This window comes from Occallatibacter sp., from assembly GCF_049510455.1.
Classification (GTDB): Bacteria; Acidobacteriota; Terriglobia; order Terriglobales; family Acidobacteriaceae; genus Telmatobacter.
Genome location: NZ_JBEKYX010000020.1, coordinates 1 through 26228, shown reverse-complemented (window position 1 = coordinate 26228; position 26228 = coordinate 1). Strand labels below are relative to the sequence as shown.

The 26228-nt window shown below is 56.4% G+C and carries 23 protein-coding genes; 17 read left to right on the top strand and 6 right to left on the bottom strand.

What is annotated here, in order from left to right:
• Nucleotides 1–590: 590 nt before the first annotated feature.
• The 10 genes from mtnP (at nt 591) to ABSG47_RS05590 (ending at nt 9642) form a co-directional block, all read left to right on the top strand.
• A complete protein-coding gene (mtnP, locus tag ABSG47_RS05635; protein ID WP_424167584.1) occupies nt 591–1454 on the top strand; it encodes an S-methyl-5'-thioadenosine phosphorylase in 864 nt (287 codons plus the stop codon).
• Between the two features lie 66 nt (nt 1455–1520).
• On the top strand, nt 1521–1754 hold the full coding sequence (locus tag ABSG47_RS05630; protein ID WP_424167514.1) for a hypothetical protein: 234 nt from the start codon (nt 1521–1523) through the stop codon (nt 1752–1754).
• A complete protein-coding gene (locus tag ABSG47_RS05625; protein ID WP_424167512.1) occupies nt 1751–2392 on the top strand; it encodes a hypothetical protein in 642 nt (213 codons plus the stop codon). The genes ABSG47_RS05630 and ABSG47_RS05625 overlap by 4 nt, the downstream gene beginning before the upstream one ends.
• Before the next feature lie 35 nt (nt 2393–2427).
• A complete protein-coding gene (locus ABSG47_RS05620) occupies nt 2428–3351 on the top strand; it encodes a PfkB family carbohydrate kinase (RefSeq protein ID WP_424167510.1) in 924 nt (307 codons plus the stop codon).
• Nucleotides 3344–4975 (top strand): hypothetical protein, encoded by a 1632-nt coding sequence (locus tag ABSG47_RS05615; RefSeq protein ID WP_424167507.1) that lies wholly within the window; start codon nt 3344–3346, stop codon nt 4973–4975. Before ABSG47_RS05620 ends, ABSG47_RS05615 begins: the two co-directional genes overlap by 8 nt.
• A gap of 25 nt (nt 4976–5000) precedes the next feature.
• Nucleotides 5001–5717, top strand: coding sequence for an MgtC/SapB family protein (locus ABSG47_RS05610; protein WP_424167504.1), 717 nt, complete (start codon nt 5001–5003; stop codon nt 5715–5717).
• The gene (gene dapF / locus ABSG47_RS05605; RefSeq protein ID WP_424167501.1) at nt 5714–6550 is read left to right on the top strand and encodes a diaminopimelate epimerase; all 837 of its coding nucleotides are present in this window, start codon (nt 5714–5716) and stop codon (nt 6548–6550) included. The genes ABSG47_RS05610 and dapF overlap by 4 nt, the downstream gene beginning before the upstream one ends.
• Nucleotides 6550–7488 (top strand): S66 peptidase family protein, encoded by a 939-nt coding sequence (locus tag ABSG47_RS05600; protein WP_424167498.1) that lies wholly within the window; start codon nt 6550–6552, stop codon nt 7486–7488. Before dapF ends, ABSG47_RS05600 begins: the two co-directional genes overlap by 1 nt.
• Nucleotides 7485–8915, top strand: coding sequence for a UDP-N-acetylmuramate:L-alanyl-gamma-D-glutamyl-meso-diaminopimelate ligase (gene mpl / locus ABSG47_RS05595; protein ID WP_424167495.1), 1431 nt, complete (start codon nt 7485–7487; stop codon nt 8913–8915). Before ABSG47_RS05600 ends, mpl begins: the two co-directional genes overlap by 4 nt.
• Before the next feature lie 16 nt (nt 8916–8931).
• Nucleotides 8932–9642 carry a lysophospholipid acyltransferase family protein gene (locus ABSG47_RS05590; protein WP_424167492.1) on the top strand — a complete coding sequence of 237 codons (711 nt, stop codon included), beginning with the start codon at nt 8932–8934 and terminating at the stop codon, nt 9640–9642.
• Nucleotides 9643–9646: 4 nt separating this feature from the next.
• Here ABSG47_RS05590 and ABSG47_RS05585 read toward each other — a convergent pair whose 3' ends face one another.
• The 6 genes from ABSG47_RS05585 to ABSG47_RS05560 form a co-directional block, all read right to left on the bottom strand.
• A complete protein-coding gene (locus tag ABSG47_RS05585; RefSeq protein ID WP_424167489.1) occupies nt 9647–10303 on the bottom strand; it encodes an SPOR domain-containing protein in 657 nt (218 codons plus the stop codon).
• 33 nt (nt 10304–10336) lie between these two features.
• Nucleotides 10337–11128: a slipin family protein gene (locus ABSG47_RS05580; RefSeq protein WP_424167486.1), complete on the bottom strand. Its 792-nt coding sequence runs from the start codon at nt 11126–11128 to the stop codon at nt 10337–10339.
• A 124-nt stretch (nt 11129–11252) separates the two neighbouring features.
• Nucleotides 11253–12533, bottom strand: a complete 1281-nt coding sequence (locus ABSG47_RS05575) for an RNA polymerase sigma factor (protein ID WP_424167484.1) — start codon at nt 12531–12533, stop codon at nt 11253–11255.
• A complete protein-coding gene (locus ABSG47_RS05570; RefSeq protein WP_424167482.1) occupies nt 12530–12940 on the bottom strand; it encodes a YciI family protein in 411 nt (136 codons plus the stop codon). Before ABSG47_RS05570 ends, ABSG47_RS05575 begins: the two co-directional genes overlap by 4 nt.
• A 70-nt stretch (nt 12941–13010) precedes the next feature.
• Entirely contained in the window at nt 13011–13364 is a 354-nt protein-coding gene (locus tag ABSG47_RS05565) for a YciI family protein (protein ID WP_424167480.1), read from the bottom strand.
• 115 nt (nt 13365–13479) lie between these two features.
• The gene (locus ABSG47_RS05560) at nt 13480–13839 is read right to left on the bottom strand and encodes a YciI family protein (protein ID WP_424167477.1); all 360 of its coding nucleotides are present in this window, start codon (nt 13837–13839) and stop codon (nt 13480–13482) included.
• A 224-nt stretch (nt 13840–14063) separates the two neighbouring features.
• On the opposite strand from ABSG47_RS05560, the gene ABSG47_RS05555 reads away from it, so the two are divergent.
• The 7 genes from ABSG47_RS05555 to ABSG47_RS05525 all read left to right on the top strand — a co-directional run bounded on the left by ABSG47_RS05555 (nt 14064) and on the right by ABSG47_RS05525 (nt 25667).
• Nucleotides 14064–14636 (top strand): RNA polymerase sigma factor, encoded by a 573-nt coding sequence (locus ABSG47_RS05555; protein ID WP_424167475.1) that lies wholly within the window; start codon nt 14064–14066, stop codon nt 14634–14636.
• On the top strand, nt 14633–15409 hold the full coding sequence (locus ABSG47_RS05550) for a hypothetical protein (RefSeq protein ID WP_424167473.1): 777 nt from the start codon (nt 14633–14635) through the stop codon (nt 15407–15409). Before ABSG47_RS05555 ends, ABSG47_RS05550 begins: the two co-directional genes overlap by 4 nt.
• Complete coding sequence (locus ABSG47_RS05545) at nt 15409–16653, top strand: HEAT repeat domain-containing protein (protein ID WP_424167471.1); 1245 nt, start codon at nt 15409–15411, stop codon at nt 16651–16653. The genes ABSG47_RS05550 and ABSG47_RS05545 overlap by 1 nt, the downstream gene beginning before the upstream one ends.
• A gap of 14 nt (nt 16654–16667) precedes the next feature.
• The gene (locus ABSG47_RS05540; RefSeq protein WP_424167469.1) at nt 16668–17729 is read left to right on the top strand and encodes a HEAT repeat domain-containing protein; all 1062 of its coding nucleotides are present in this window, start codon (nt 16668–16670) and stop codon (nt 17727–17729) included.
• An 18-nt stretch (nt 17730–17747) separates the two neighbouring features.
• The gene (locus tag ABSG47_RS05535) at nt 17748–18887 is read left to right on the top strand and encodes a redoxin domain-containing protein (RefSeq protein WP_424167467.1); all 1140 of its coding nucleotides are present in this window, start codon (nt 17748–17750) and stop codon (nt 18885–18887) included.
• A gap of 185 nt (nt 18888–19072) precedes the next feature.
• On the top strand, nt 19073–21640 hold the full coding sequence (locus tag ABSG47_RS05530) for an ABC transporter permease (protein WP_424167465.1): 2568 nt from the start codon (nt 19073–19075) through the stop codon (nt 21638–21640).
• A gap of 265 nt (nt 21641–21905) precedes the next feature.
• Nucleotides 21906–25667 carry an outer membrane beta-barrel protein gene (locus tag ABSG47_RS05525; protein ID WP_424167463.1) on the top strand — a complete coding sequence of 1254 codons (3762 nt, stop codon included), beginning with the start codon at nt 21906–21908 and terminating at the stop codon, nt 25665–25667.
• Nucleotides 25668–26228: the final 561 nt, after the last annotated feature.

The window sequence follows — 26228 nt, the reverse complement described above, 5'->3', positions numbered from 1 at the left end:
GCAGCTTCATTCAAGAGAAAAATCTTCGCGGAAAATTTCAGGCACAATATCTGCACGTTGCCTTCCTATGTAGATCCTCTGAATCCCGATTGCGTGGATTCAGGGCTGTAAGGCGCATAAAAGGCGAACAAAACTCTGCACACCGAAAGTTCATCGCAACCGGCTGCATAGTCAATCACTTACAGCCCAATGTGCGGATTTTTTTATTTATTTGGTAACCTGCTTCTGTTATTTAAATAGTAAACAGGAAATAATCCTGTAAATATAACAATCAAAATAAGATAAATACGAAATATCGAACGTCCTGGTTCAAAATGCGCATCCCTCGCAACAACTTCGAATGAACCCCGGAGAAACAAGGCCGCAAGGCCGCGGTTCTCTCAGCGCCGGTACTGGCTCAGTTTGAATTGGTTTGTAACAGGGCATGACTTGAGTCGTGCCGAAAATCCGGCTGATAAAGTCTTTGGGCTTTAGCCCCTGCGGGCTTTTTCAAACTGAGCCATTACCTCAGCGCCCTGTCGTTATACTGGAGTGTTTGTAATGGGCGGCCGCTGGAATAAGCCAATGGCTCGCGGGAAGAGAGTGTGAGGTTGGCGCAGGCGGAGATCGGCATTATAGGCGGCAGTGGATTGTATTCCATGCCCGGATTTACGGACATCCATGAAGAGCGCGTGGAAACGCCCTTCGGTGAACCCTCCGATGCATTCGTCCTGGGCACACTCGAAGGCCGCAAGGTTGCATTTCTCGCCCGCCACAGTCGCGGCCATCGCATCCTGCCATCGGAACTGAACTTCCGCGCCAATATCTATGCCTTCAAAAAGCTCGGCGTGGAGCGCATTCTCTCCGTCTCTGCCGTCGGCTCGTTGAAAGAAGAACACAAGCCGACCGATTTCGTCGTACCGGATCAGTTCATCGATCGCACCTTTCATCGCATCGGTACCTTCTTCGGCGATGGCATCGTCGGCCATGTAGCCTTCGGCGACCCCGTCTGCGCCACCGTCGCAAAAACCGCGGCACAAGCCTGCGCGACTGCCAACGTAGTTGGCAAACTCGGTGGAACCTACGTCTGCATGGAAGGCCCTCAGTTCTCTACCAGGGCAGAATCGAATCTCTATCGCAGTTGGGGCGCCGACGTAATCGGCATGACCAATCTGCAGGAAGCCAAGCTCGCCCGCGAGGCGGAGATATGCTACGCAACAGTCGCGATGGTGACCGATTACGACTGCTGGCGCGAAGGCCACGACGCAGTCACCATTGAAGAGATAGTGGCCGTCCTCCACAAGAATGCCGAAAACGCGAGTCGCGTTGTGAGGGCCGCAATAGCTGCCATGCCGATGCAGAGGAAATGTGCGTGTGTCAATGCGGCGCAGTATGCGGTGCTTACACAACGAGATCTGATTCCCGCCGCCACAAAGGAAAAGCTGAAGCTGTTGTTCGGTAAGTATCTCGGCTGAAAGTGAGCAATTTTCAGGGCTGCTGTAAGATACAGACTGCTGAGAAGTAGGATCCGGGAGGTGGAAATGAAGAAGGAAATTCTCCGGGAAGCCAAATATCGCTTCAACTTTGATCGGACGCTCTATGTGAATCAAGCGGCGAAGAAGGCCTTCAGCCTTGAGTTTGTAGAGGACCACTCCGAAGAAGAATTAGCGACGCGCATCAAGGAAGGCGCGAGCGATAGTGGTTGGATTTTTTACTTCAACAATGCTCCATCGGATGGCGTAAAGCGCGAATTGGAGAAAGTCCTCGGAGCATGACCGAACAGGAGAAGATCACAAGCAGGCTCCGGCAAGAGTATCTTGATCTTCTGCCGGAAATACGCCGCGTACTCGCTCAAGTCGAAACTGAAATTCGTTTCTATACTCTTCCGGTTTTGCATAGTCTGAATCCATACGAAAAACTTGTCATACAGGCTCGCGTGAAGGAATGCGAGAGTGCAGTCGAGTCTCTCCGCAATGATCAGGAAGGAAAGATTTTTGATCCGGAACGCGGGGAGGACTACTCTTTGCGCAATCTCCCGGACTTGGCAGGTGTTCGGATTCTCGCTTTTCCTGACAGCCGGCTAATAGAAGTTGATAATGTACTCCGCGAGCATTTTCCGGGTTGGCTTTCCAAGCCGGTGCAAAACGAAAATGGGAGTAATTTAGCCCCAAAATACTTCGGATATCGCAACAAAGTAAGTCAACGAGTGCGTGGGGAATATCAGATTGTGCCGATGCTGCTCGGACTCTTCTGGGAGGTTGAGCACGCCGCCATGTACAAATTTAAGCCAATTGCGAATTCGAAAGAGATGAGAGGGCTCAGGGCGGATGTTGAATCGGCCTTGTTTCGGTTTGAAAAACGATTCGCGAGCTTTGTCGCGGACAGCATGCAACCGTCTTCTGAAGACCTGTAGAAAATTTGACAACCCCACTGTGAAAAAGAGGAAAAATGGCTATTACCGTCGTAGGCAGTGTTGCATTTGACACCATTGAAACTCCCGCGGGCCGCCGTGAGCGCTGTCTTGGCGGTGCGGCAACGCATTTCTCGCTCGCAGCCAGCTTCTTCACCGATGTACGCGTGATCGCTGTTGTCGGCGAAGACTTTGGCCCGGAGCAGGAGGCCGTTTTCAAAGCGCGCGGCATTAATACCGTGGGTATCGAGCGCGCATCAGGCAAGAGCTTCTTCTGGGAAGGCTCTTATCTGGAGAACCTCAACGAAGCGAAGACGCACAACACCGAACTGAATGTCTTCGGCTCGTTTCAACCCAAGATTCCTGACTCCTATCGCGACTCGGAGTATCTCTTCCTTGCCAACATCGATCCCGTCCTCCAGAAGCGCGTGCGTGAGGCCATGCCCGGCGTAAAGCTGGTAGCTGGCGACACCATGAATTATTGGATCAAGGATCACAAGCCCGCACTGCTCGAAGTTCTCAAAGGGCTGGATATTCTTATCATCAACGACACTGAAACCAGAATGCTGGCCGGCATGAACAGCCTGGTAAAGGCCGCGCAGCAAGTCATGTCCTACGGTCCGCGGATGCTTGTCGTGAAGCATGGCGAATACGGCGCCACACTCTTTCACAAGGCCTCAACAGGCGAACCTGCCGAGCGCACCTTCCGCGCACCCGCGCTGCCTCTTGAGGAAGTGGTGGACCCGACAGGCGCAGGCGACAGCTTTGCCGGAGGCTTCTTCGGCTATCTTGCATCGCAGCCGCATCTGACGCCAGGCGTGCTGCGCCGCGCGATCTTCTACGGCAGCGTGATGGGGTCCTTTGCGGTCGAAAAATTCGGCACCGACCGGATCGCGAATCTCAAACGCGAAGAAATCGACGAGCGTTTCGAAATCTTCCGCGATCTCACGCACCTTGACTGAGCAGCATCCAAGCCGGGTCGAGTATCTTGCCGCAATAGCCTCGTGCGTAGCCGTCTCGCTCATAGCGATTGCCTGGAGCTGGCGGCATGGCGCGATGCTCAACTACGGCGACGCGGTAGCTCATCTGCACATCGCGCGCCGCGTCTTCGACTCCCACCGGCCCGGACTCACGCAGCTCGGTTCGGTGTGGCTGCCGCTGCCACACCTGCTGCTGATTCCATTTGTCGCAGTTCACGCATGGTGGGCCAACGGAGCGGCAGCTCTGATTCCCTCAGCGCTTGCATGGCTGGCCTCATGCGCAGGCTTATATCGGCTGGCGCGCAGATGGCTTGCGCCCACGCCTGCCGTAATCGCGCTCGCTTTCTTCGCCCTCAATCCAAATCTGTTGTATCTGCAGACCACAGCGATGACAGAGCCGCTCTTCGTCTGCGAAATGGTGTGGACGGCAGTCTGGCTCGTAGAATGGCGCGCCGCGCTTGACTCAGACAGTGAATACGCCGGCAAGGGACTGCTCTGGCGCATCGCGCTCGTTCTCGTTGCCGCTGTGTACACGCGTTACGACGGCTGGATTATGGCGTTGCTTGCATGGTGCGCCATAGGTGTCGCACTGCTCCGGCGCGGGCGGCTGCGATCACGCACCTTCTGGCTCGCAAGCGCTGTCGTAGTTGCCGCGCCAGTCGTTTGGCTTGTCTACAACGCGACTGTCTTTGGTGATTGGCTCGATTTTGTACGTGGACCATACTCAGCCAGCGCAATCGAAATGCGAACCGCGACTCCCGGCACCGGACCGCCTCATCCGGGTTGGCATAACCTTTGGGTCTCTCTGATCTTCTATGTGAAATGCGCGGAGATGGACGCAGCCGCACTTCCTTGGGGTAACATTCTGCTCGTTGTTAGCGTGCTCGGGTCTATTTACGCATGGTTCCTGGCTCGTAAGCGAACCTTCGCATGGGCGCTGTTGTTGTGGCTTCCTGTTCCGTTCTACGCATATTCCGTCGCGTACGGCTCAGTGCCAATCTTCCTTCCCGTCTGGTGGCCACACTCCTGGTACAACACGCGCTATGGGCTTGAAATGCTGCCCGCATTCGCTCTCAGCCTGGGCTTCGCGGCTAGCCTCATCATTGCTGCCGCTCGCGAGTTCAAGCCTCGCCTCGCCAGCGCTGTAGCAGCGCTTCTGCTTCTCCTGGTTGTTATCAACTGCCTGGTGATGCTCCGTGAAGGGCCTCCGGTTTACATCGAAGGAACCAAAAACATCGAGTCGCGCCGGTCGTATGAAGTCGAAATCCCCACAGCACTGCGCGCGTATCTGCAAAAAAGCCCTGGCGGAGTCATCCTCATGGATACCTCGGTCTATCCGCAGATTGTCGCCTTCACTGGTATTCCTCTCAAGCAGACCATCAACGAAAGCGACAAGGAATTTTATAGCGCTGCCTTGTCCGCTCCGGCACAGCACGCAGCGGTGGTGCTGGCCTTCGATGGCGATGAGGTGGACCGCGCCGTGCATGCGCACCCGCAGGGACTCAAGGAGGTGCAGCGCTTTACTGCGCCGTGGCAGCCCCCTGGCACACTTTACGTCTCAGTTACCCCAGGTGTGGCAACCTCAACAGGCGTGCTCGTGCAGTGATAGCATCTGGCAAGGAAGCAGCATAGTGACAGCACTCTCACAGTTCGGGCAACCATTCAATTTCTCATGGCTGCAGCAGCTCGGCGTATTGAACGGCGCAATCGGGCGCTTGATCGTGGCCTGCGCATTGGGCGGCCTTGTTGGCCTTGAGCGCGAATTTCAGCGCAAGGCCGCCGGGCTGCGAACCAACATGCTCATCTGCATGGGCAGTGCATTCTTCACGCTGCTCTCAGGAGTCATTGCCGGAGATGTCGGAACCAATCGCGGGCAGGTAGCTTCCAATATCGTGCAGGGAATTGGTTTTCTCGGCGCCGGTCTTATTCTGCACAACAGCAACCGCGTCAGCGGACTAACCAGTGCGGCCAGCGTGTGGGTCATCGCTTCCATTGGCATGGCATGCGGAGCGGGACTGTACGCGCCAGCGATAGCGGCTGCGCTGCTTGTCATCTTCTCTCTGACGGTGGTTGGCTTTCTCGAGCATCGCGTAAACCTGAAAGGCTACTCGCTCATCTACGAAGCGCGTGGAAGCGATCAGACGCAGATGCTTGCATCGATTCTTGGCGCGCTGGACAATGCCGACCAGCGCCTTTCTGGCGTAGAGAGGGACGAGATCGGTGTCCTGCAGCGCGTCAGCTTTTCGCTGTTAGCGTCAAAGAAAAAACACGATCAGTTGCGCGCGCAGCTTTTGAATCAGCCGGCGATCAGCCAGTTGCTTACCTTCCGCGATCCGGAGGAAGAGTGATTCCCTTTACCAAGGCAAACGCCTGCGGCAACGATTTTCTGATTGTGACGGAAGATGCGGCAGCGGGCCATGACTGGGCAGAACTCACCCGTCGCCTCTGCTCACGAAATACAGGCGTCGGCGCGGATGGCGTCGAGTTCTTTGCGTGGAACGATAGCCAACCGCACAAAAAGGCCGGCCGTATCCGCCTGCATAACGCGGATGGATCGATAGCCGAGATCAGCGGCAATGGTACGCGCTGCGTAGCAGCCTGGATGGCGGAAGCGATTGGCGCAAAGCCGGGCGATACGCTGGAGATCGAGACCGATGCAGGTCTCAGGCGCTGTCATGTGAATGCCATTCACGACAAAAGTGGCTATACCGTGGAAATCACAACAGGCATGGGCGTGCCGAAACTTACTCCGCGCACAGTCACCATCCCCGGCGGTGTGCAGGTCCCCGGCACAGAGGTCTCCACCGGCAATCCTCACTTCGTCATCGTCGTCGACAACGCCGACTTCGCCGTGGATGGACAGCGCTGGCAAAGCATTGGACAACAAATTTGCGGTCATCCGGATTTTCCGTATCAAACCAATGTCGAATTTGCGCGTGTGCTCAGTCCCTCGGAAATTGAGATTCGCATCTTCGAGCGCGGCGTCGGGCCCACAACCTCCTCCGGCACAGGCACGTCGGCATCGGCTGCGGCTGTCATCTCACAAGGACTCGTCCGCTCGCCGCTGCGTGTCATTGCTCCGGGCGGCGCACAGACCGTGCAATGGGATGCAACAGATGCAGAACTGCAACTCACCGGGTCCGCGACGCTCATAGCGCGCGGCGAGACGTGGGAGGAGTAATGCAGACGCCTACGCTTCTTCGACCTGCTGCCGTCGAGCCCGGCGCAGGCATCGGAATCGTCGCTCCCGCATCCTCTGCGCGGCAAGATCGCATTACAGACGGTGTGGAGCGGCTCAGCGCGCTTGGGTATACACCGCAGTTTGCCGAGAACGCGTTGACTCGGGGACCGCTATTCTTTGCCGGCACTCCACAGCAGCGGATTGCTGACCTGCACGACGCGTTTGCCGATCCCGAAACGCAAGCCGTAATGTGCCTGCGCGGCGGCTACGGGTCCAATTACCTGCTCGATCGCATCGACCTAGAAGTCTTTCGCGCGCATCCGAAGCCGTTCCTCGCCTACAGCGATCTCACCGGCCTTCAACTACATCTGCTCGACAAGCTCGTCATTCCCGCATTTCACGGTCCCATGCTGGCCGCGGATTTTTATCTTGAAGACGGCGTACACCTGCCGAGCTTTCATGCTGCACTCGCCGGCCAGCCGTACAGTGTGGGAGCGGCAGAGGGTCTGCGCGTGCTGAAGCCAGGCTCAGCAAGTGGCACGCTCTATGGCGGCTGTCTCAGCATTCTCGTCACCATGCTTGGCACGCCGTGGGAGCCGCGGACAGAAGGCAAGCTGCTCTTTATCGAAGATGTCGGAGCAAAGCCGTACCAGATTGACCGCATGCTCTGGCAGATGCGAAAGGCGGGTAAACTCGACAACGTTACGGGAATTATCTTCGGCGAAATGCTCGACTGCATCTCGCCGGGCGCAGATTCCGACCTACTCGATAAGACGATAATGAGTGCTCTCGACGGCTTTTCCGGGCCCATTGCCATCGGCCTGCGCAGCGGCCATGTCTCGCGCCGGAATGTCACTCTCACCTTCGGCGTTGCTGCCGACCTGCACGTCAATGAGGAGACTGAATTGAAGCTGTTGGAACCGGCGGTGCAGCGATGAACGGAAAGCCCCGGCATATACATCTGAGCGGTATCTGCGGTACGGCAATGGCATCTCTCGCCGGATTATTGCAATTGCAGGGGCATCGCATCACCGGCTCCGATACGGCAGCTTACCCACCCATGAGCGATCTGCTGCGAGAGCTTGGAACCCCGGTGATGGAGCCGTATTCGGAAGCGAATCTCGATCCCGCTCCTGATCTCGTGGTGATCGGTAACGCACTATCGCGCGGCAATCCTGAAATCGAAAAGATTCTCGATGCCCGCATTCCATTTACATCGATGGCAGCGCTGCTCAAAGAGGAGTTTCTGACTGGGCGCGAGTCTTTGGTTGTGGCAGGAACGCACGGCAAGACCACGACGACCAGCATGCTGGCATGGATGTATCAAACAGCCTCAGCATCGAAACCGGAACTGGAGCCATCGTTTCTCATCGGTGGCGTAGCGGAAAACTTCGGAACCAGCTTTCATCTGCGGCCCACGCGCACTTTTATCGTGGAGGGCGATGAATACGATACAGCCTTCTTCGACAAGGGGCCGAAGTTTCTGCATTACTTTCCTGACGCACTGATCCTCACGCATGTCGAATTCGATCACGCGGACATTTACGCGGATCTCGATGCGGTGAAAACAGCATTCAAACGGCTCGTGAACCTGGTTCCACGGCGTGGCCGCATCATCGCCTTCGACGGTAGCCCAAATGTGACCGAGTGCGTAGCCAAGGCCTTTTGTAAGGTAGAGCGTTATGGCTTCAGTGCCGAAGCCGATTGGCGCCTGCAGAACCTTTGCTATCGAAACGGCGCAATGCACTGGGAGGTCTGGCACGGCGGTGCGTTGTGGTCGGCTTTTGAAATGAAGCTGGCCGGCGAACATAATGCGCTGAATGCAACGGCAGCCGCCGCACTCGCCGCCGGGCAGGGCATTCCCGTAAATGCAATCCAACAGGCCCTGGCCAGCTTCATGAGCGTAAAGCGGCGCCTGGAAGTACGTGCGGAGATCGGCGGCATAACCATCATCGAAGACTTTGCGCATCATCCTACGGCTATTCGCGAAACGCTGAGGGCGTTGCGCTCGGTGTATCCGCAGGCTCGGCTGTGGGCCGTGCTGGAGCCACGCTCCAATACGCTGCGGCGCAGGGTGCTTGCGGATGATCTGGTGGAAAGCCTGCGCACTGCCGACCGCGTGATTCTTGCCGGCGTGTATCAGCAGCAGAAGATCAAGGAAGATGAGCGGCTGCATCCGGATGAGGTCATCGAACGATTGAACGCTGCAGGAACTGCTGCTGCGATTTATCCCGATGCGAATGCGATTGTGAAGGAGATCGCGCCGCAACTTGCGGCGGGCGATGTGGTGGCCATTCTTTCCAATGGCGGCTTTGATGGCATCTATGAAAAACTGCCTGCGGCGCTGAGAGAGCGCCTAGGTTGATGCCCGGAAAGTAAGCATGATCACGTCGCTAATTCTTCTCTTCACGATCGCAGGTCTGGGCGCACCTGCTGCACTCGTCTTGTTTCCTTGGACGCTGATCACAGGCAGCGCGGATGCGCTTTATAACGTTGCGCAATGGATTGTGCGCGCCGCATTCCGATTGGCCCGCGTAAAAGTCGTGATCGAAGGCCGCGACAGGGTTCCGCGGGACACGGCCTGCATATTCATGGCGAATCACGTTTCGAATCTCGATCCACCCGCGCTGATTCCCAATCTGCCCGGAAGGACTTCGGCATTTCTCAAGCGATCGCTGATGAAGATTCCAGTGCTGGGTTATGGCTTCAGGCTGGGTCAATTTGTTCCGGTGGACCGCGATGGCAACGTGGAAAGCGCCAAGGAGAGCGTGACAGCGGCGCGGCGTGTGCTCGAGAAGGGAATCCACATCACCACATTTGTGGAAGGAACGCGCTCAGGCGATGGACGAATGCTGCCATTCAAAAAAGGACCGTTTTATCTCGCTATGGAATCCGGCGCGCCGTGTGTTCCGGTTTCGATCTACGGCACAGAGACGATGATGCGAAAAGGAAGCCTGAAGGTATATCCAGGAACTGCGCACATTATCTTCCACGAGCCCATACATCCAGCCGAATTTGCAACGCGGGAAGAACTGATGGCGGCGGTGCGTGAGTCGATAGCTTCAGGGCTGCCGGAGTGGATGCGTGGATGAAAAATCAGGGCTCAACATTGGCATTGTAGCCATCGTTCGCCAGCTTCTGGCGCATGGAATCGGCGTCGCTTCGGCTTACAAATGGACCCACCAGCACGTGGATCAGGTTATCGCCTGCGCCGTGACGCGCTGAGACAGAGTAGCCGCGCTGGCGAAGTGCGCTGATCAGTACATCGGCGTCCGCTGAGTTCTCGACGGCAGCCACCTGCACAACCCACGAGCCGGCCTGCGAGGTGTATTGCGGCAGCGCCGTGTGTACCGCGGGCTGTGTACTGGCAGGCTTTTGTGCGGGAGGCTGCGAATCGGGAATTGCCTCAGCGGGCGGTGGAGCAGGTTCCTGGGCGGCGGCAGCGGGAGACAGAGAGCCGGCTGTCTCATCGGGTTGTGTGTGGGCGGCGCGCGTGGTCGAGTTTGATGCCGGATGTGTCGCCTGGTCCTGGGCGAGAAGCTCGGCGATGGAGTGTCTGGAGGATGAAGCTGTTGTGCTGGTAGACTTTGGCGTTTCAGCGCGATGGCCTATCACGTACCCCGCGAGAAAGCAGATGCAACAGAGCACCAGCAGGCCAAGCCCCAGGGCTGTCAGTACCGTAGGGCCCAGGGTGACTTCCTTGTCGTCTCCCTGGGTCTCAACCTTAAACTCGTTTTCCTTATCCCATTGCATACATTGTGTTGGATGCGAAGTTGCGGGTTTTGTCTACGCCCTCTCCGCAGGTTTTATAGCGGCCTCGCTTACCTTGTTGAGCAGGCTGAGCAGCTCCATGGGCAGCGGGAAGACGATGGTGGTGTTCTTTTCGACGCCGATTTCAGCAAGTGTCTGCAGGTAGCGGAGTTGCAGGGTCATGGGCTGTGTGGCGAGAAGCGCAGCGGCGTCGACGAGCTTTTGCGCGGCGTTGAATTCGCCCTCGGCATGAATGATCTTGGACCGTTTTTCGCGCTCGGCTTCGGCCTGCTTGGCCATGGCGCGGAGCATTTGATCGGGCAGGTCTACCTGTTTGACTTCGACCGAGGTGACTTTGACGCCGAAGGGCTCCGTGCGCTGGTCAATGATGGTCTGGATTTTGAGGTTGAGTTTGTCGCGGTGGCTAAGCAACTCATCCAGTTCGACTTCGCCGAGAACGGAGCGAAGCGTGGTCTGGGCGAACTGCGAAGTCTGGTAGACGTAATTGGCTACCTTGATGGCGGCAAGGTTGGGATCGAGGACGTAAAGCGTTACGACGGCGTTGACCTTGATGGTGACGTTGTCGCGGGTGATGACGTCCTGCGGCGGGACTTCAAGGACCTCCTGGCGCAGGGAGATGCGGACCATCTGGTCAAAAGGGCGGAAGACGAGGGTGACGCCGGGGCCTTTCGGCACGGGAAGGGCACGACCGAGGCGGAAGATGACTGCGCGCTCGTAATCGCGGAGGATCTTGATGGAATTGAAGAGGTAAAGGGCGATGATGACGACGATGACGAGAAACGGCAACGGCAGAACTGCAAGAGACATAAGGGCTTCCTCGCTTCAGGACGGATTGTATATGGCTGGGCAAGCCCGGTGACAGGTTAGAGGTGAGAGTGAACGGAAAAAAGCTGAAGAAAGTTCTTCACTCCACCTGAAGATTGAGCCATGCCTATGTTGATAAGGCCGCCTTCTCAATCTGCTTCAGCCTGGCCGCCAGCAATTCCTGTTCCCGCAGATTCTTCGTCATCTCCATGGCGCGTTGTGTTTCCTCACGCGCCTCAGTGAACCGGCCCATTTTCATCAGCAGGTCTCCGCGGACACTGGGAAAGAGATGGTAGCCGGCCAGCGCAGAGTCGCCGGCGAGCGTGGCCGCTGCGTCGAGCGCATTGAGCCCGGCGGCTGGGCCTTGCGCCATGCCAACAGCGACTGCGCGATTGAGTGCCACGATTGGAGATGGATTGATTTGCAGCAAGGCGTCATAGAGGAGAACGATCCCGCCCCAGTCTGTCTCTTCGGCGGTGCGTGCGCGTATATGATATGCGGCAATGGCTGCCTGCAACGCGTAGGGTTTCGCGCCACCGCCTAGTCTTTGCGCTTGTTCGAGCGCGGTCATTCCTCGCTGAATCTGCGCGTAGTCCCAGAGCGTTCGGTTCTGATCCGGCAACAACACTGCCTCGCCGTTTTTGCCGCGGCGCGCTGCGGAGCGCGATGCCTGCAACTCCATCAGCGCCAGAAGAGCATGGACCTCCGATTCACCAGGGAGAAGCTGCGCCAGCATGCGTCCCAGACGCAGTGCCTCTTCAGAGAGCGCGGCCCGCATCCATTCGTCTCCGGATGTTGCGGTGTATCCCTCATTGAAGATCAGGTAGATGACCAGCAATACGGAGTCGATCCTGCTACGCAACTCATCTCCGCGTGGCGTCTCAAAAGGAACATGCGCTTCCGAGAGGGTCTTCTTGGCGCGAAAGATCCGCTGCCCCATCGTCTTCTCAGGTACAAGGCAGGCGCGCGCGATCTCCGTGGTGGTGAGGCCGCCGATCAGGCGCAGCGTCAGTGCGATTCGTCCTTCCATTGCAAGTATGGGATGGCACGCGGTAAAGATGAGCCGCAGAATGTCATCATCGATCACTAGATCCAGTGAGTGCTCCAAAGCATCTCCAAGCTGCTGCTGTTGCCATTCCAGTTCGCGCGTGATTTGTTCGTGCTTTTGTACGAGCATGCGGCCACGGCGCAACGAATCGATGGCGCGCCGTTTAGCCGCTGTCATCAGCCACGCGCCGGGATTTTCGGGGATGCCTTGCTCGGGCCAGAGTTCAAGCGCAGTCACCAGGGCGTCCTGGGCCAGCTCCTCTGCGATACCGATATCGCGGGTGACGCGGGCAATGGCGGCGACGAGCCGTGTGGACTCGATCTTCCACACGGCCTCAATCGCTTTATGAATGTCTTTCACTCCTTCGAGCCCGAGTGCGGAAGGTTCTCATAGCCTTCGGCTGCCTTCTGCACATCGCTGGGGAAATCGCCCATCTCGAAGATCTGACGAACCTCGATGATCTCGTTGTTGGACATGGGCGCGCGCTTTGCCCATTCGATGGCTTCTTCCCGCGAGTGTGCCTGGATGATCCAGTAGCCTCCGATGACTTCTTTGACCTCAGCGAATGGTCCGTCAGTCACCGTGGCTTTGCCGTCCAGGTAGGAAATACGCGCCCCAGTTGCAGGCGGAAAGAGGCCGTCGAGCGCGAGCAGAACTCCCGCTTTCTGTAGCGTCTGGTTGTACTCCTGCATCTTCGCCACGGCCTCCACACTGGGAACAGTGTTGGGGGTCGCACTCTCGTATCCCTTTGGGATGACAATCATCATGAAACGCATCAAGCTGCTCCTTATGGCACTGCTCCAGTTGATTCCTGCCAGGTTGTACTATCAGGTTGTACTATTTGGTTGGCATTGGGAGGAACGCTCGCACTTCAGCCGGCGCGCGACAGGCGACAACGGCTTTGCCTCCCCACGCGAGCGCCTCGTCCATACCGGCGCACTCCAGAATCCAAAAACCGCCTACGTGTTCCTTGGTCTCAAGGTAGGGCCCGTCCGTAACAACCACATCTCCATCCGTTTGCTTGCGCAGCGATTTTGCGTTCTGTGCCTGCTCCAGGCCACCGGCGAAAAATCTAGCGCCGGCCGCCGTCATTTCTCTGTTGAGCGCGTGAATATCACGCATCATCGTCTCGCTCTCGACGGACGGGTCGTAGTTGTCGGGGTGTTGAATTGCAAGCAGATATTGCGGCATAGTTTCTCCTTGAATGGTCTTTAGCAGGGCTCTGCGCCCGCTCTTCATTCTCTCGACGAACGGACAGGTGGAAATTCGACAAGCCGCTCACAGAATTCCGTTCCGACCGTGCTTCTCAGTTCTTTTCCGGGGCCGGTACAAAGAAAATCTCTCGGATCTCGACCGGCATCGACACACCACACGCCTTGGCGCCCTTGCGTGCCCAAGCCAGCACCTCATCGAGATTTGCGCACTCCATGATGGACAATCCGCCGATGTGCTCCTTGGCCTCGAGATATGGCCCGTCTGTGAGCATCAGCTCTCCGTTGGGCTGCGTGCGCAGTGCGTGGGCCGCGCCCAGGCCGCAGGCGAACTTCGTCACGCCGGCAGCGTCCATTTCCCGGTTGAGCTCGTGAATTGCCTCCACCGCGGCTTCGTCGATGGTGGATGGGTCAAAGTTGTCAGGGAAGTACGTTGAAACCAGATATTGCGGCATAGTGTCTCCTGGAAGTGGTTTTCAGCCGGGCCGGTTGCCCGCCTTCACTATAACGACGAACGGCCAGACGGGAATTCTACAAGCCATCCTGGAAATTTTGGTTCCGGGTTCTGCAGGCAGCGCGAGAGTTCCGTCGACTATCCTGGCGGGTCTGCATTTTCGGACGGCATGGGGTAAAAATAATCTCCTAACCGCTAACGCGGATTCTCTGTCTAAGGCGCTGAATGCAAGAGAACGATCACTCGATTGTCCGGGCGGTGCTGGCCGGAGACAAGGAAGCGTACGGTGCGCTGGTGCGCGCTCACAGTGGAAGTATCTTCCGAGTGGCCTTTCGCATGATGGGCAATGAGGCCGATGCGGAGGAGATTGTGCAAGAGGCGTTTTTGCGCGGGTATCAGCGCTTGGAGAGCTTTCAGCAGCGCGCGAGTTTCGGGACGTGGGTCTACCGGATTGCTGTGAACTGCGCGCTGGATCGGATTCAACGGCCGGGTATTGAGGCTGAGTATCGAGCGGGCGATGAGAACGATCCGGAAGAGAAGACGGTGCAGATAGAGACGCAGGATGCTGATCCCGAGAGGTCGCTGCTGAGTCGCGAGATCGGCGCGGTGCAGGAGAGAGCGATGCGGCGGTTGACGCCGACGGAGAAGGCTGCATTTGTGATGCGACATCATGAGGATCGATCGGTGAACGAGATTGCGGAGGTGCTTGGCGTGGCTCCGAATGCGGCAAAGAATGCGGTGTTTCGCGCTGTGCAGAAGTTGCGGCGGGAGCTGGCGCCGCTGCGGGGGATGGCATGAAGCACTTGAGCGAAGAAGAACTGGTTGAGCTGTATTACGGCGAGGGTGAGGGCGCTGCATCGGCGCATGTGAAGGCGTGCCGGGAGTGTGCGGCGCAGTATGCGGAGCTGAAGCAGAGTCTGGATGGGATGAGTTTGGCGGAGGTTCCGCAGAGGGACGCGCAGTATGGCGAGCGAGTGTGGCAGGCGCTTGAGCCGCGGCTGATTCCGTATGAGAAGAAGGCGCGTGGTTGGTTTGGATGGGGCTGGTCTGGATGGACTGGGTGGAAGGCGGGGACGCTGGCTCTGGGATGCGCGATGCTGCTGGCGGCGGCATTTGTGGGTGGGCGCTACTGGGCGCGGATCACGACGAAGACAGATAACACTGCTGGAAATAAAAATCCGCAAACAACGACGCAGCCGACCGTGGTGGTGGTGTTGACGGAGCACCTGGACAGAACGGAGCGACTGCTGGTGGCGCTGGAGCATGCGGATTCGCAGGATCACGTGGAGAATGCGCAACTGCAGTCGGATGCGCGTGAGCTGCTGGCGTCGAACCGGCTGTATCGCACGACGGCAACACATGCGAAGGACCCTGCGCTGGCGGGCGCGCTGGACCGGCTGGAAGGTGTGCTGGCAGAGATCGCGAACAATCCGAATTTGACGGCGGAAGATCTGCAGCGGGTGCGCAGTGAGATGAACACGCAGGGAATTTTGTTCGAGATTCGTGTGTTGAGAACACGGAAGACGGATCAGGGCAACAAGACGAATCAGGGAAGAGGAGCATCGATCTAATGAGAGCTAAGGGAACAGTGGTTTTATTTTTCGCAGCAGCGTTTACGGTTGCGCCGTGGCATTTGCGCGCGGCTGAGGCTGGAGCATCGCCAGTGCTTAACTGGATGAGTGCGGGAACTGCTGACGAAGCGAGCCTGTATGCCGATGGAACGCGGGCCGTGAATGAGAGCCGCTGGCAGGATGCGGCGGGGTTGTTTGATCGCGTGGCAAAGATGCATGGCGAACATGCGGAAGGCGCACTCTACTGGAAGGCGTATGCGGAGAACAAGGAAGGCCAATCGGCGAATGCGCTGAGCACATGCGGAGAGCTGCGCAAGCTGTATCCGAAGAGCCGGTGGATCGAGGAGTGCGGCGCGCTGGAGATTGAGATTCGCGGCAAGAGCGGCGATCCGGTGTCACCGCAGGCGGAGCCGGACCAGAATCTGAAATTGCTGGCGGTGAATGCGCTGATGGAGCAGGACCCGGCGCAGGCGGTGCCGATACTTGAGAAGATTCTGGCGGGCAATCAATCGGACGAGCTGAAGAAGCGCGCGCTGTTTGTGCTGGCGCAGAGCCAGTCGCCACAGGCTGCGGCGGTGATCGGCAAGGTGGCTCAGGGGCAATCGGGACCCGAGTTGCAGATCCATGCGATTTACATGATTGCGACGGCGCAGGGAAAGCACGCAAACGAGACATTGGCGAATCTCTATAAGCAGACGAGCGATGTGCGGGTGAAGAAGGCGATTCTGCAGGCATATCTGATTACGGGAGATTCGTCGAAGGTACTGGAGGCGGCACGCCAGGAGACGAACCCTGACCTGGCGAAGACGGCGGTACATACGCTGGGAGCGATGAGCGCCGTGCAGGACCTGCAGGGGCTTTATCGCGCGACGAACAGTGCAGAGACCAAGGCGGACATTATTAATGCGCTGATAGCCAGCGGTCACGAGGGCGTGGCCGTGCTGAGCGAGATTGCGCAGTCGGAACAGGATACGGAGCTGCGGCGTAAGGCGATCCGCAATCTTGGGATTTCTGGAGGGATGTCAGTGGCGCCAGTGCTGGTGGCAGCTTACCAGAAGAGTTCCGACACGGACACGAAGCAAGCTGCGGCGCAGGGTTTGTTCCTTGCGAATGACGCGCACGACCTGGTGGCGCTGGCACGCGCGGAAAAGGACACGAATATGAAGCAATATCTGGTACAGCAGCTAGGCTTGATCCATAGCCAGGAAGCGACCGATTACATGCTGGAAATTCTCAACAAGTAATAGCGAGGAATCCCATGAGACAGAATTTGACACAAAACTGGTTGTTGGCAGCCGCGCTCGGCGTGGGCGCAGTGGCGGCGGCACAGGAAGCGCCGAAGGTGATCAATGCGCAGTTTCACCCGGAGCAAGGCGGAGGGGAACTGTCCGCGATGGCGGGCCGATTTCAACATGAGACTGGACCACTCTGGTTTGGCTATGAGGTGGCAGCTTTGCCGGGATCTCGTTTCTCTTCGTGTTCAGGCGACGCGCAGCCCTCGATGGACGATGGATGCTGCGGTGTCTATCAACTAGAAAAATCCGACAACATCTATCGGTCCTCTGACAAAGACGAGGTGGTAACGAAGATCGATGTGCTGGTGCGGATGGATCATGGTGCGATCGACAAGCTTCGTTTCGTCGGCGCCGGATGCCGGCTGGATGCAGGAGGGTTGTCGTTCACGTGGCTGACGGGAGTTGGCGCGGATGAGAGTATTGCGTGGCTTGCGAGCCTGGCGACTGGGGACGACAACAAGAGGCTCACGGATCAGGCGCTGGCGACGATTGCCATGCATGAGTCTCAAAAGGCGACAACGGCGCTTGCAGGATTTGCGTCTTCGTCGAATCCGCTGTGGCTGCGAGAGAAAGCAGGGTTCTGGCTGGGCGCGGAGCGTGGACATGACGGCCTGCTGGCTCTGGAGAAACTGGCGAAGGATAGCGATCCGGAGTTTCGCAAGAAACTGGTTTTCGATTTATCGGTGAATCATGATCCTGCCGCGATTGAAGACATGATCCGCATGGCGAAGTCTGATTCCGACACGCGCGTTCGGGAAGAAGCGATCTTCTGGGTGGGGCAGAAGGCAGGCGTAAAGGCCATAGGCACCTTGAAGGATGCGGTGGCGAACGATCCTGAGGTTGCCGTGAAGAAGAAGGCTGTGTTTGCACTGAGCCAGCTGCCGAAGGACCAGGCAGTGCCGGAGCTGCTGCAGGTGGCACAAACCAATTCCGATCCTGCGGTTCGCAAGGAAGCAATCTTCTGGCTGGGGCAGACGCACGATCCGCGTGCGCTGGCGTACTTCGAGAAGATTCTTGAACGCTAGCGTGGTGTAGGAGAGATCATGCGAGAAGTACGTTTGTGGATGATGGCTATTGCCTTGCTTACAATCAGCGTACCTATTCAGTCTGTTGCTCAGGAGTCAACACAAGACTTTGTGCAGAGGGTAACGCAGGCCGCGCGCTTACAGCACACCCTAAGTGCAGACATCGTACTCACATGGAAGACAAGTGCCGGAACTAAAACCTCAACAGGCACTGTTCGTTTGATGAAACCCAATTATGCATTCGTCAAATTGGCGGGAGACTATCCGCTGCATGTACTCGTTTCAGACGGAACAGTGCGATATTTAGTTCCTGATGATAAGAGCTATACCCAGGAATCAATCGATCCGCGTGGAGAAAAGATCGACACGCCCTGGTGGGGATTTCCATACCGTTTCTTTTTTACGCAGAGCCTTAACCCTTTTGGCGCCTCCGTAGATCCGAGCGAGCATTTGGACTCAGTCAGCGGTGAGTCAGTTGATGGTCAACAGTTCCGAGTTCTGCTGGTTCACGGTACTGGCCCGATGGGCGAATATGGTGCGCGGTTCTTCTTCGACAAAGACGTTCTGGCACGATCTATCGTGCAGTTTGGTGCAGGCACAAAGGCCGGAGTCTTTGAGGCGAAGTTGAGCAATATACGCGTGAATGCTCCTTCCTCGGCTGCTTATTTCCATTTTGTGCCAGCTGCCGGACAAAAGTCGACCTCAATAACCGCTGGAATGCTTTCGATTGGCGAGAAGGCGCCGGACTTCACTTTGCCGACGCCAGAAGGAGAGCGGTTGGCGCTTTCAACCCAACGCCGAGGCAAGAAGGCGACCCTGATAAATTTCTGGTATTTCAACTGTGCTCCATGCCGTATCGAGTTTCCTGAGTTTGAAAAACTCTACGAACAATACCGCGCGCAGGGCTTCACGATTGTGGCGGTAAATCGCGGAGATTCTGCAAAAACGGTTGTGGACTACGCGCGTAGAGCCGGCTTGAGTTTCCCGCTCGTGCTCGGCGGGGAGCCTGGCAAATCGAATGTTTTTGCGAACTACAAGAGCACCGAAGCGTTTCCACAGACCTACTTGCTGGACGCAGACGGACGTATTGTCTATCGAACTGCGGGAATGGATATTGATGGGCTTAAGCGAGCCCTTCAGCAGTTTGGCTTTCGATAGGCAGTTCGCACAACAAACGAATCCCTGTCCGATTCTGTACAGTACATGCTGATTTCGGACAGGGGCAACAATGCGCGTGTCTTTAATCCCCTTTGTTTTGAAGCCAGGTAAGTTCATGGAACGGCAATCGCCGTGCTTACGTAACTCCTGAAATCCACTTTGAACGCTCTTCGAGGAGAAAGCGAATGCTGGCAGATCTGCGCGATGCGATACGGCAACTAAGGAAGGCGCCTGGGTTTACAGCGACGGTGGTGATTACCTTAGCTCTGGGTATCGGCGCGACGACAGCCATCTTTACGCTGGTGCATCAGGTGATGTTGAAACCATTGCCTGTGGCCAAGCCGGATGAGCTCTGGCGCATCGGGGACAAGATTCGCTGCTGCAACTGGGGCGGCTATACGCAGAGCGATGATGGTGATTTTTCGCTCTTCTCCTGGGAGGCTTACAAGAACTTTCGCGCGCACACGCCGGAGTTCGCAGACCTGGCAGCGCTGCAGGCTGGTAATTCTCCTCTTGGCGTGAGGCGCGCTGGATCGCAGGCGCAGGCAGATACATACAACGGGCAGGAAGTTTCCGGAAATTTCTTCCGAACCCTGGGCATACAGCCGTGGGTGGGCCGGTTGATGACTGACGCGGATGACCAACTGGGAGCACCGCTGGTTGCGGTGATGAGCTATCGCACATGGCAAACAAAGTTTGCCTCCGATCCTTCCGTAGTTGGCGCTAGCTTCCTGATCAACGGAAATGCGTTTACTGTGATCGGCGTTACGCCGCAAGGGTTTTATGGGGCTAAACTCTCGGGCTGGGGTATGCCAGACTTCTGGCTGCCGATTACCTCCGAGCAGATTCTCGGCGGAAATGTTTCACGGCTGAAGCGAGCCAATGGAAACTACCTGGATATTCTGGGCAGAGTTCGTCCCAGTGTGAATCCGCAAGCGCTGGAAGCGAAGCTGCGCGTAGATCTCCATGATTGGCTGGCGAGCCATGTGCCTGACATGGAGCCGGGTGAAAAGCAGCTTTGGCAACAGCAGACACTGCATCTGATTCCTGGCGGAGCGGGTGTGGCGGTCATGCGGGATGAATACGAGAGCAGCCTCAAGCTGCTTTTGATTGCAGCCGGATGCGTTCTGCTTGTGGCTTGCGGGAATCTGGCAAACCTGATGCTGGCGCGTGGATTGAGAGAACGCGCACAGATTTCGATTCGCGTTGCGATGGGAGCTTCGCGAATTCGGCTGGTGCGCAAGGCCCTGGTGGAAAGTGTGCTGCTGGCGATTGTTGGCGGAGCACTCGGGATTGCTGTGGCGTATAGCGGAACACGCCTGATTCTTTACCTGGCCTTCGAGATTGGTGGAGGGAACAATTATGTTCCGGTCAGCCCGGCGCCATCGTGGCCGGTGCTGCTCTTTACACTTGGCATCTCGATTCTGACGGGAATTCTCTTTGGAACGGCGCCGGCGTGGATTACCTCGCATGCCGATCCGGTAGAGGCGCTACGCGGTGCGAGCCGTTCTGTAGGCGGCGGCCGCTCGTGGGCTCAGAAGTCCTTGGTCATCGCACAGGTGGGGATGTCGGTGGTGCTGCTTTCGGCTGCGGCTTTGCTGGCGGAGAGCCTGCGCAATCTTGAGCATCAGGATTTTGGCTTCGAGACGCAAGGCCGTTATCTCGTAGGGATCAATCCGACGCTGAGCAACTACAAGCCGGAACAGATGGAACTATTATTTCGCAAGATCGATGACAGCCTGAAGCAGATTCCGGGTGTGCGTGGGGTTGCGCCTGTGCTTTATGCGCCGATGAGCGGCGATAGCTGGAATGAGGGGATTCGCATTCAGGGCAGGCCGGAGCCTAACGCGAAGGAAGACACAAGCGCTGGTTGGGCGCGCGTGATGCCGGGGTTCTTCGATGCCATCGGCGCGAAGATTGTGCTAGGCAGGCCCATCACAGAAGATGACACCGCAAGCACGTTGAATGTAGCGGTTGTTAATGAGGCATTCGTTAAGCGCTTTTTCAAAGACAAGAATCCGATCGGGTACCATTTCGGTCTTGACCGGCTTAAGTGCGCCTCTACCTATGAGATTGTTGGCGTGGTCAGAGACATTCGTTACATGACGTGGGACTACAAGGAGGCTGTCCGGCCCATGTTCTGGGTGTCTGAGACGCAGACCGTAACGTCGTACGACGATCCTATTTTTTCAGATGGCGAAAAGTATTCTCATTTTCTCTACAACATTGTCATCGGGGCTCCCGGCGATCCAACCGGAATGGAGCAGCAGGTGCGCAAAGCAATCGCGAGCGTTGATCCGACGCTTGTGGTGAACGGTGTCGATTCTTACAGCGAAGTGATCAGCGGGGATTTTCAACAGCAGAACATGATTGCCACATTGACGACTCTTTTTGGCGCGCTTGGACTGACGCTGGCGGCGGTTGGGCTTTACGGTGTGATGGCCTACACAGTGGAACAGCGCACTAACGAGATAGGCTTGCGCATGGCTCTTGGCGCGGATCGCGGAAACGTGATCAGGATGGTGCTGCGCGGCGCGTTCTTGCAGGTGGGCATCGGCCTGGGCCTGGGGATTCCGTTGGCGGTTCTGGCCGGAAAGCTGATGAGGGATCAGCTATTCGGCGTGCAGCCGTGGGATCCGGTTATGCTGGCAGCCGCAACGGTACTGCTTGCTCTGGCTGCGCTGGTGGCTACCGTGGTACCGGTGCGCCGTGCGGCAGGAGTCGAGCCGATGGTTGCGCTGCGTAACGCGTGAGCGGAGATCACGACAGATGTCGGCAGATAGAGAACGGAGAACATGCTCAATCTGTCTCTTGCAGAATTGGAATCTTGAATGTGGCTTCTCTCCGCATTTCAATAGGTTGGTATTCATCATATTTAGACCTGGCTCTAAGATTTTGCGTGCATCTGTAATTTTTTTCTACGATTTGCATTTCCATGGAAACAGAGTAGGGCGTATTGGCCATGTACTTGCAACAACCGATCTCGTTTAAGACTGAAAAGACTTTGTGAGGGTCCCAATGTTCCGTAGAATTTGTACCGTGGCCAGTCTCGTCATATTGATGTTTGGCATCGTTACCACTGTAAAAGCGCAGCGAACAGCCAATGTCACCGGCGTGGCTAGCGATTCATCCAAGGCTGTGATTCCAGGCGCCACTGTAACCCTTCGGAATCCGCAGACTGGGGTCGAGCTGAAGGCAATTACGGGGAACAATGGCGCATATACGTTTAACTTGGTGCCGGCGGGACCTGGCTATGAAATTCACTTTGAGGCTGCCGGGTTTAGCCCAGTTGTGATCAAAGACCTTTATCTGAATGTGGATGACACTCGCACGCAAAACGCGACAATGAGGGCCGGTACGACTGTGACGGTCGAGGTCTCCGCGGGCAGCGAGAGTGAAACGGTCAATACTACGGATGCTCAGGTAGGAAATAACGTTCAGGTCCAAGTGCTCAATGAGCTTCCGATTGAAACTCGTGATAGCCCGTCAGCGTTGTTTACCATGCTGCCCGGAGTTACGGCAATGGGCTCGGTGACCGGATCGCGCACGGATCAATCGAATGTGACGCTGGATGGCCTGGATGTGAATGACAACGAGACGGGCAACTTTGGCGCTGTGGTGGCGAATGCTCCCGTTGATTCCGTGCAGGAGTTTCGAGGCATAGTTGGCGGCCAACTATCCAGCTCCGGAGAAGGCGGCGGAGGTCAGTTCCAACTGGTTACCAGGGGCGGCACCAACCAGTTTCATGGCAACCTCTCCGACTATTACCGCAACACCGTTCTGGAAGCCAACGACTGGTTCAGCAACAACTCCGGGGTGCCAAGGTCTCCGCTCATCCGCAATCAATTTGGCGGCTCTATTGGAGGGCCGGTTAAAAGAGACAAGATCTTCTTCTTTTTTAACTATGAAGGACGCAGGGATACGTTATCGAATCTCACCACGCGCACCGTGCCACTCGACAGTTATCGCAGCGGCTCCGTGAACTACTTCACGAATCAACAGGCCGGCACCATGAACTCGCTTTCTCCAACGCAGGTTGCTGCCCTGGATCCTCTGGGAATTGGTTACAACAGCGCACTGTTGAGCCTCTATTCCAGCCGGTATCCTCACGCGAACGATTTTTCCGGTAAAGAGGGTGATCTGGTAAACACTGCCGGCTATACGTTTAATGCTCCGTTTCCGTTGACGGAAGATAACTATACCCAGCGGGTTGACTATAAATTGAATTCGCGGCTCAATTTTGAAGGTGTCGGGCACTTTACGCGACTCAATGATACGCAATCGGCAGTCCAGTTTCCCGGTGACCCGGAGACGTTCCCGTTTGTGGATCAAAGCTATGACTGGGCAGGTATTAATACCTGGGTGATTTCATCGAATAAGACAAACCAGGTGGAGCTGGGAGAAACCTACGAAAACTATTCATTTCCTTGCACCTATAACCCGGAAGGCGCTACGCAATTCGGAAATCTGGGTGGAACCGGGAGCGGCGGAATTGTGTTAAGCGGTCCGTATGCAAGCTGCACCAATGCGCAGGGCCGGACCTATCCCATCCTGATGATCAAGGATGACTTTGACTGGCAGAAAGGCCGGCATGACTTCGCGGTTGGCGGGCAGATCAAGCGGATCAGCCCTGACAACTTTGTCGTCCTCAATTACAACGGTAATGGACTTGGTCTTGGCGGATTTGTGAACAGCCTTACGTCGCCTGGTTCGGAGCCGAGCATGCGTCCGTCTGACCTTGATCCCAACATAAATGCAAAAAACCTTTATGACAGCGCGTATGCTTTGGCTCTAGCGCCTTACTCGTCCACGTCTGCTACTTACAACTTCAACAACCAGGCGCAGGCATATACCCAGGGATCCGGAGCCACGCAGGATTTCCGGTTCTATGAAACTGAAATTTATGCGGGCGATACATGGAAGATCACCCCGAAGCTGACGATTTCCTATGGCGTGCGCTGGCAGTATTACTCGGTTCCTTATGAAAGGCATGGCCTGCAGTCGCTTGCTCAATTTGGGAGCCAGTCTATTTCCGATTCAACGTTCAATTATTATTTTGGACAGCGCGAAGCGCAGAGCGCGGCCGGACAGATGGGGACTCAAACTGTTCCGCTTATCTCCTATGTTCTGGGTGGAAAAGCAAACGGCACCCAGAGCTATTACGCGCCGGAATATCACGATTTTGCTCCGCGCGTTGCGTTTGCATGGGCTCCGGGGAACGGGCACACGGTCTTCCGCGGGGGCGGCGGGATTGTGTACGATCACACGGTTATCAGCGCGATCCAGTATCAGCAGACGCAATTCAATTACCTGTTCAAGAACAGCGTGAACGACCCTATGGGAACTACTGGCAACGCTTATGGTTCCTACCAGACTCTTGGGCGGTTTAACGGGCTCAGCACTCCGCCGACGCCACCGTCTGCGCCGGCCATCGCCACTCCCTATTACCCGTGGGTACAAAATGCGGGGACTTCAAGTGCTTTCCCGAATGGATTGCTCAATGGCGAAGACAACGAAACGATCGATCCTCATTTCAAAAATCCCTTTTCATTCCTCCCGACGTTTGGCATGCAACATGAGTTCCCGAAGGGGTTCATTCTGAAGACGGATTACGTGGGCCGTTTTGGCCGCAGATTAATGGCGCAGGCCGATGCCTCGCAGCTCATCGACTTCCCGGACGCGGCGTCCGGTCAGACGATGTCGCAGGCCGTCACCGCCGTAGAAAAGCAAGTGAGAGCCGGCGTTGGCGTCAACAACCTTACGCCTCAACCGTGGTTTGAAGATGTGGCTACTCCGGGGTTTGGGGTGTCTCAAGGGTTCTCCAGCAACACTGCCTATGCGGCAAATCAGGGTGGCGCCTACCCCTTTCGAGGAGATTTTGCAGATTGGATTTTCTCTCTCGCCGGATCACCGGTTTCCGCATCACAGTTCTTCCTGCCTCCAAACGTCGGCATGGCCGCGCAATTTGCCGAGAATACCGTGTATACCAACAAGGGATTTTCGGGATATAACGGCGCACTGGTTACGCTGCACAAGAACAGCAGTTTCGGCTTGACGTTCGACATCAATTACACGTGGTCGCATGCGATCGACAACGTTTCAGTCACTGCAAACACTGTGGCATACGGTGGTTATGGATTTATCTGCGACGTGGTGCGGCCGCGGGAATGCCGAGGGAACTCCGACTTCGACGTGACTCACTACATCAATGGATACTTCGTGTATGACCTGCCGTTTGGGCATGGAAGAGCGTTTGGAGGATCGTCACCGCGGATCGTTAATGAGTTCCTTGGCGGATGGTCTGTAAGCGGCCTGCCCGGCTGGCATACGGGATTCCCCTACTTTGCCGGCGCCAACGCGTTTGTTGCTGGATTTTCTAACGACGCCCCGGCGATTCTGACCGGAGACATACACGATATGGACATCCACATCCACGGCGGAGGGGGAAATCCACTTCAAGCTTTCAGGAACACGAATACAGCGGTTAACGATTACACGGGCCCTGTCGGATTCCAGATTGGAAGCCGCAATGACTTGCGTGGACCGAGATCAACGACCCTGGATGCGGGGCTTTCCAAGACATTTCCCGTGGTCGAGAAGGTTGTCGTCAAGCTTCGTGGAGATGCTTTCAATGTCATGAATCATCCGGTCTTCGGCAACCCAGCCACAAACAACATCGACATTACGCAAAGCTCTGCTCCGTTCGGACTGCTCACGAGCGATACCCCTAATGGCCTTGCTCCTCGTGTTTTACAGGTATCCCTGCGCGTGGAGTTCTAACACTCTGGTAGTTCGGATAATTCGTTCTTCATGACGTACAAAGGCCACGCTTAAAATGCGTGGCCTTTGTCGTTTACTGCTGGTCCTTTTCGGGTTGAGCCGTCTTCGAGGTAAATCACAGAGGAAGGGTGGCGCGGTTAGAGCATTTCTCCTCTTGCTGTAGAGCGACCTCTGGCCGCAAAAACAAATACGCGGCGAGGGTGGAGCACCCGAATTTTATACCTTGGGGAGAGATGCTCTGATGTTGCGGCCTGGGGCTGCAGCGTTTGAGGATTTGCTGGAACAACTTTCGCTTTTTGTTTTCCCGGCAAGGCTGTTTTTTGAAGAGTGGGGAATTATGCCGCTATGTGATTGTTTTTGTGTAATTTACCGTTGATTTATGGTGTTTACTAATTGATTATCATGAGTGGTTACTTTTGAGGGGACACCCTCGAAAAAAAAATTTCTGGGCTGCCTTGAAAGAGCTACGGCCCGAATCCTTTTTGGGATTCGGGCCGTAGCTCTTTCTTCTGCTGATTCTGAGTAAAGCATAAATGGGGTTAATTGCATGCAAAGTTTCTG

Excerpts from the sequence above, each read along its gene's own strand:
- ABSG47_RS05630 (WP_424167514.1), top strand. The coding sequence starts at position 1,521 with ATGAAGAAGGAAATTCTCCGGGAAGCCAAATATCGCTTCAACTTTGAT.
- ABSG47_RS05625 (WP_424167512.1), top strand. The coding sequence starts at position 1,751 with ATGACCGAACAGGAGAAGATCACAAGCAGGCTCCGGCAAGAGTATCTT.
- ABSG47_RS05620 (WP_424167510.1), top strand. The coding sequence starts at position 2,428 with ATGGCTATTACCGTCGTAGGCAGTGTTGCATTTGACACCATTGAAACT.
- ABSG47_RS05600 (WP_424167498.1), top strand. The coding sequence starts at position 6,550 with ATGCAGACGCCTACGCTTCTTCGACCTGCTGCCGTCGAGCCCGGCGCA.
- mpl (WP_424167495.1), top strand. The coding sequence starts at position 7,485 with ATGAACGGAAAGCCCCGGCATATACATCTGAGCGGTATCTGCGGTACG.
- ABSG47_RS05590 (WP_424167492.1), top strand. The coding sequence starts at position 8,932 with ATGATCACGTCGCTAATTCTTCTCTTCACGATCGCAGGTCTGGGCGCA.
- ABSG47_RS05585 (WP_424167489.1), bottom strand. The coding sequence starts at position 10,303 with ATGCAATGGGATAAGGAAAACGAGTTTAAGGTTGAGACCCAGGGAGAC.
- ABSG47_RS05580 (WP_424167486.1), bottom strand. The coding sequence starts at position 11,128 with ATGTCTCTTGCAGTTCTGCCGTTGCCGTTTCTCGTCATCGTCGTCATC.
- ABSG47_RS05570 (WP_424167482.1), bottom strand. The coding sequence starts at position 12,940 with ATGATGATTGTCATCCCAAAGGGATACGAGAGTGCGACCCCCAACACT.
- ABSG47_RS05565 (WP_424167480.1), bottom strand. The coding sequence starts at position 13,364 with ATGCCGCAATATCTGCTTGCAATTCAACACCCCGACAACTACGACCCG.
- ABSG47_RS05560 (WP_424167477.1), bottom strand. The coding sequence starts at position 13,839 with ATGCCGCAATATCTGGTTTCAACGTACTTCCCTGACAACTTTGACCCA.
- ABSG47_RS05555 (WP_424167475.1), top strand. The coding sequence starts at position 14,064 with ATGCAAGAGAACGATCACTCGATTGTCCGGGCGGTGCTGGCCGGAGAC.
- ABSG47_RS05550 (WP_424167473.1), top strand. The coding sequence starts at position 14,633 with ATGAAGCACTTGAGCGAAGAAGAACTGGTTGAGCTGTATTACGGCGAG.
- ABSG47_RS05545 (WP_424167471.1), top strand. The coding sequence starts at position 15,409 with ATGAGAGCTAAGGGAACAGTGGTTTTATTTTTCGCAGCAGCGTTTACG.
- ABSG47_RS05540 (WP_424167469.1), top strand. The coding sequence starts at position 16,668 with ATGAGACAGAATTTGACACAAAACTGGTTGTTGGCAGCCGCGCTCGGC.
- ABSG47_RS05535 (WP_424167467.1), top strand. The coding sequence starts at position 17,748 with ATGCGAGAAGTACGTTTGTGGATGATGGCTATTGCCTTGCTTACAATC.
- ABSG47_RS05530 (WP_424167465.1), top strand. The coding sequence starts at position 19,073 with ATGCTGGCAGATCTGCGCGATGCGATACGGCAACTAAGGAAGGCGCCT.
- ABSG47_RS05525 (WP_424167463.1), top strand. The coding sequence starts at position 21,906 with ATGTTCCGTAGAATTTGTACCGTGGCCAGTCTCGTCATATTGATGTTT.